Annotated in this window: 4 protein-coding genes; all 4 read left to right on the forward strand. The window is 62.6% G+C overall.

Going from position 1 to position 4,294, the window contains the following annotated elements; translation table 11 throughout:
• On the forward strand, positions 1 to 1,149 hold a 1,149-nt coding region (locus AC07X6_RS27160; protein ID WP_494793028.1), incomplete at its 5' end, for a YDG domain-containing protein.
• Between the two features lie 154 nt (positions 1,150 to 1,303).
• Positions 1,304 to 2,146 (forward strand): sulfotransferase family protein, encoded by an 843-nt coding sequence (locus AC07X6_RS27165; protein ID WP_494793029.1) that lies wholly within the window; start codon positions 1,304 to 1,306, stop codon positions 2,144 to 2,146.
• Positions 2,147 to 2,426: 280 nt separating this feature from the next.
• Complete coding sequence (locus AC07X6_RS27170; protein WP_494793030.1) at positions 2,427 to 3,872, forward strand: glycoside hydrolase family 19 protein; 1,446 nt, start codon at positions 2,427 to 2,429, stop codon at positions 3,870 to 3,872.
• A gap of 102 nt (positions 3,873 to 3,974) precedes the next feature.
• On the forward strand, positions 3,975 to 4,294 hold a 320-nt coding region (locus tag AC07X6_RS27175; RefSeq protein WP_494793031.1), incomplete at its 3' end, for a carbohydrate-binding protein.

Here is a 4,294-nt window from a genome sequence, read left to right on the forward strand (position 1 = left end):
ACCTTGCTCGACGGCACTGGTTCGGCCAGCAACTACACGGTGGCCAATCCGACCGGCTTGACGGCCAGCATCACGCCAGCGTCCATCAGCGCCATTGCCGGTATCGTGGCCGCGAACAAAGTGTACGACGGTGGCACGGCGGCCAGCCTGAACCTGGCTGGCGCCACCTTCAATGGCCTGGTGGCTGGCGACGCCTTGAGCCTGGCTGGCGGCCCCGTGCTTGGCGCGTTCAGCGACAAGAATGCGGCAAGGAGCAAGACCGTAACCATCAGCGGCCTGGCCCTGGGTGGCGCCGATGCGGCGAACTACGTGCTGGCCAGCAGGCTGGCCAGCACCACGGCAGATATCACGCCAGCGGCACTGACGGTCAGCGCCAGCGGCGTCAACAAGGTATATGACGCCACCACGAATGCCGCCGTTTCCTTGCGCGACAATCGTCTCGGCAATGATCAGCTGAGCATTGCCAGCGATGGCGCCAGCTTCAGCGACAAGAATGCGGGCGCGGGCAAGACGGTGACGGTGGCCGGCATACGCCTGAGCGGCGCGGATGCGGGCAATTACGTGGTCAACAGCAGCGCCAGCACGACGGCCACGATCTCGCAGGCGGCGCTGACGGTGAAAGTCGATAACGCTGAAAAAGACCAGGGACGCGCCAATCCCGACTTCCGCGCCAGCTACAGCGGCTTGCTCGGTGGCGATACGCTGGCGGCTGAAGTGAGCGGCAACCTGGCGTTCAGCACGCCGGCGGCGACGACTTCCGCAGCTGGCAATTATCTGGTATCGGCATCGGGCCAGGCGTCGAACAACTACGCCCTGAACTATGTGGATGGCGTGCTGACAGTCAAGCCGACGGAAGCGCTGCAAAGCGCAGTGGCGAACGTGATCGCCGCCGTCGCCGTGGCCCCGTCGCAGGGCAATATGGTGCAGGCCGACATGATCGTCAGTGGCGAGACGGCGCCAGGCAAGCCTGCCGCCGCGCAGGAGGCGCCGCGCGAGGCAGAGACGGGGAGCGCCGGCAGCGCGCCGGCCGTGCAGTTGGCCGGCAATGTCGTCGGCAATGTCTTGCCAGGCCTGCGCCTGAGCGTGATCGATAGCGGCCTGCGCCTGCCGGCCGAAGCTGGCGGCAACACGCGCCAGGATAGCCAGTAAAGCAAGCGGCCCTGCCGCATGGTGGCGCCGGAGTGCCGCTTCGTGTTTCGAGGCGGCATTTTTTTTACCGGTGCATCGTTGCCGCGCTCTTATAATGGCGGCACCATCCTTGATTTCCGTCAGAAGAGCAGCGCTGAACAGAAAGTACAATCGCATGACATCCAATTTCATCGGCGTGGCCGGCTTGCCACGCGCCGGTTCCACCTTGCTGTGCCAGCTGCTGGCGCAGCATCCCGACTTGCATTGCGAAGGCAATAGCTCGCCCCTGTGCAACGCCTTGCTGGGCATGCGGCGCATGGTCAGCGACGACGCGTTTTTCCTGTCGCAGCTCGACAGCACCTTCGATGCCAGTTATGGCCACTTGAAAACGGCCATGCAGGGTTTCCTGCGCGGCTGGTACCAGGATTGCGGCAAGCAGGGCGTGGTGGACAAGAACCGCGCCTGGCTGCATTGCGTGGAGCTGCTGCTGCAACTGGCGCCGGAAGCGAAAATCATCGTCTGCGTGCGCGAACTGGGCCAGGTTTACGGCTCCATCGAAGCGCAGCACCAGCGCACCATCCTGCTTGATTTTGTCGACCATCTGGCCGATTTCGACCGCCTGGGCCGGGCCGACATGCTGTTTGCCAAGGACCGCACCATCGGCGCACCCTTGAGTTCCCTGCATGCCGTGCTGGACCTGCCCGTCGAGGTGCAGCAGAAACTGTATTTCGTGCGTTTCGAAGACTTGATGGCGCGGCCGGTGGAATGCATGTCGCACCTGTATGCGTGGCTGGGCCTGGCACCTTTCCAGATCGGTCCAGCCGATCTTGCCGTGGGTATCCAGGAAAGCGACAGCCATTACCGCATGAAATACACGCACCGCCAGCAATCGGCCATCAGCGCGCCCAAGGCGCATGTGATACCGCCGCGTATCCAGGCGCAGATCGAAAGCGCGTATGGCTGGTTTTATGAGCTGTATTATCCACAACACCAGCGCGTGGCAACGCCATCCGTCTGAAAATACGTGCGGCAGTGCTGATACCACTTGCCGCACCGCTGCCGGCGCGGTATTGCTGGAGCCGGCCGCATATCTTTCCCGCTCATTCTTTGCCAACGGTGCCGTGGGCACCGGCGCTGATGCAACTGGTATTGTAAAAAACACCGTTGTATAAAACCACTTGACTACCAATTTAGGGCGTCGCATTCTCTGTGCAGAAAGCCGATGCTTCGCTGCGCTTTCTTTACGTACAACATAAAAAGCTACTTCGATAGTTTTCGTATAACGTTCAGGAGACAATGTGAAGACACGGCAAATCAGCCGGCTGGCCTCGCCCTTGATGGCAGGCCTGCTGGGCAGCGCGCTGCTCGCTTGCGGCGGCAATTCCACCACCGAACCCCCGTCGACCCTGCTGGCCGCCACCGCCGGCAGCGACAGTTGCGCTGCCTGGAGCGCGGCTGCCGTCTATACGGCGGACCAGTGCGCCGTCTACGACGGCAAGGTGTACCGGGCCAAATGGTGGGTGCAGGGCACGGCGCCGAACAACGACCAGTGGGGACCGTGGAGCCTCGATACCAGCACGCCGACGCCCACCCCGACGCCAACGCCCACTCCGACGCCAACACCGACACCGACGCCGACACCGACGCCAGGCGTGCCCACCAGGGCCCAGGCCGAAGCCAACGAGGCGGCGCTGACGAATAACGATTTTTTCCGCAAGGTCAAGGCCTCGATCCGCACCCTGGGCAATCCGGCCGTCGAAGCCGTCCAGCCTGGCCTGGCCGGCAACCCGCTCAACGTCAAGCGCGTCGAGCGCCTGTTGCCAGCGGCGAAGTGGGATTACTATTTTGCCGCGCGCGACGCCAGTTACACGTATCAACGTTTCCTGCAAGCCGTGGCCAAGTTCCCCGCCGTGTGCGACGACTACGGCGACGGGCGCAATGCGGACGCCATCTGCCGCCACAGCCTGGCCACCATGTTTGCCCACTTCGGGCAGGAAACGGGCGACCACAATGCCAGCAGCCCGCTGCCGCAATGGCGCCAGGGCTTGAAGTATTTGCGCGAGCTGGGCTGCGACGAGACGGGCACCGGCTGCGGCTACAACATCGAGTGCGCCGATCCCGTCTTCAACAAGGTATGGACGTGCGGCAAGAATGCCGACGGCAGCTTCAAGAAGTATTTTGGACGCGGCGCCAAACAGCTGTCCTACAACTACAACTATGGGCCGTTTTCCCAAGCCATGCATGACGGCGATCAATCCGTGCTGCTGAAAAATCCCGACCTCGTCGCCTCGACCTGGCTGAACCTGGCGTCGGCCACGTTCTTCTTTGTCTATCCGCAACCGCCGAAGCCATCGATGCTGCACGTGCTCGACGGCACGTGGGTGCCCAACGCGGCCGATACGGCAGCCGGTGCGGGCAATAACTTCGCCACCACCATCATGATCATTAATGCCGAATGCGGGCAGGGCACGGAAAAGCAGGCCGCGCAAAACCGTATCGATTACTACAAGCAATTTGCCGCCGACATGGGCTGGGATTATTCCGGCGAACAATTGTCCTGCGCCAACATGCAACGCTTCACCCCGGCCAGTTCCGCTGCCTACAACATCTACTGGGAAAAGAACTGGAGCGCCGGTGGCGAGAACCAATGCCAGCTGGTCAGCTATCAAACCCCGTACAGCGCCTTGCTGGCCGGGAACTACGTGAAATGCGTGGAAGCCAACTGGAATGTGAAGTTGCAGTAGCAGTCTATGCAGGAAAGCCGGCCAGGGATAACAGTTGACAAGAGCCCCTTCAGGGGCCTGCAACAGCTCTCGATGTACAACCATAACGGAGACAACAATCACATGAAATCGAATGCATTATTGATGGCCCTGCTCAGCGGCGTACTCGTCGCTTGCGGCGGCGGCCAGGAAGGCACGACCGCCACGCCGAACACCCTGCTGGCCGCCGTGGAAGCGTGCGCCGTATGGGATGCCGCTACCGTCTACACGGGCGGCCAGTGCGTGCTCTACCAGGGCGTCACCTACAAGGCCAAGTGGTGGACGCAGGGTAATGTCCCCAGCGCCACCGACACCTGGGGGCCATGGGCTGTGATCGATACGCCGACGCCGACCCCGACCCCGACGCCAACGCCGACCCCAACGCCGCCCCCAACGCCGCCCCC

The sequence above is a fragment of the Janthinobacterium sp. GW460-12-1-14-LB5 genome (assembly GCF_059423585.1).

Bases quoted from the DNA above. Each gene is read 5' to 3' on its own strand.
- AC07X6_RS27165 (WP_494793029.1), top strand. From the start codon at position 1,304: ATGACATCCAATTTCATCGGCGTGGCCGGCTTGCCACGCGCCGGTTCC.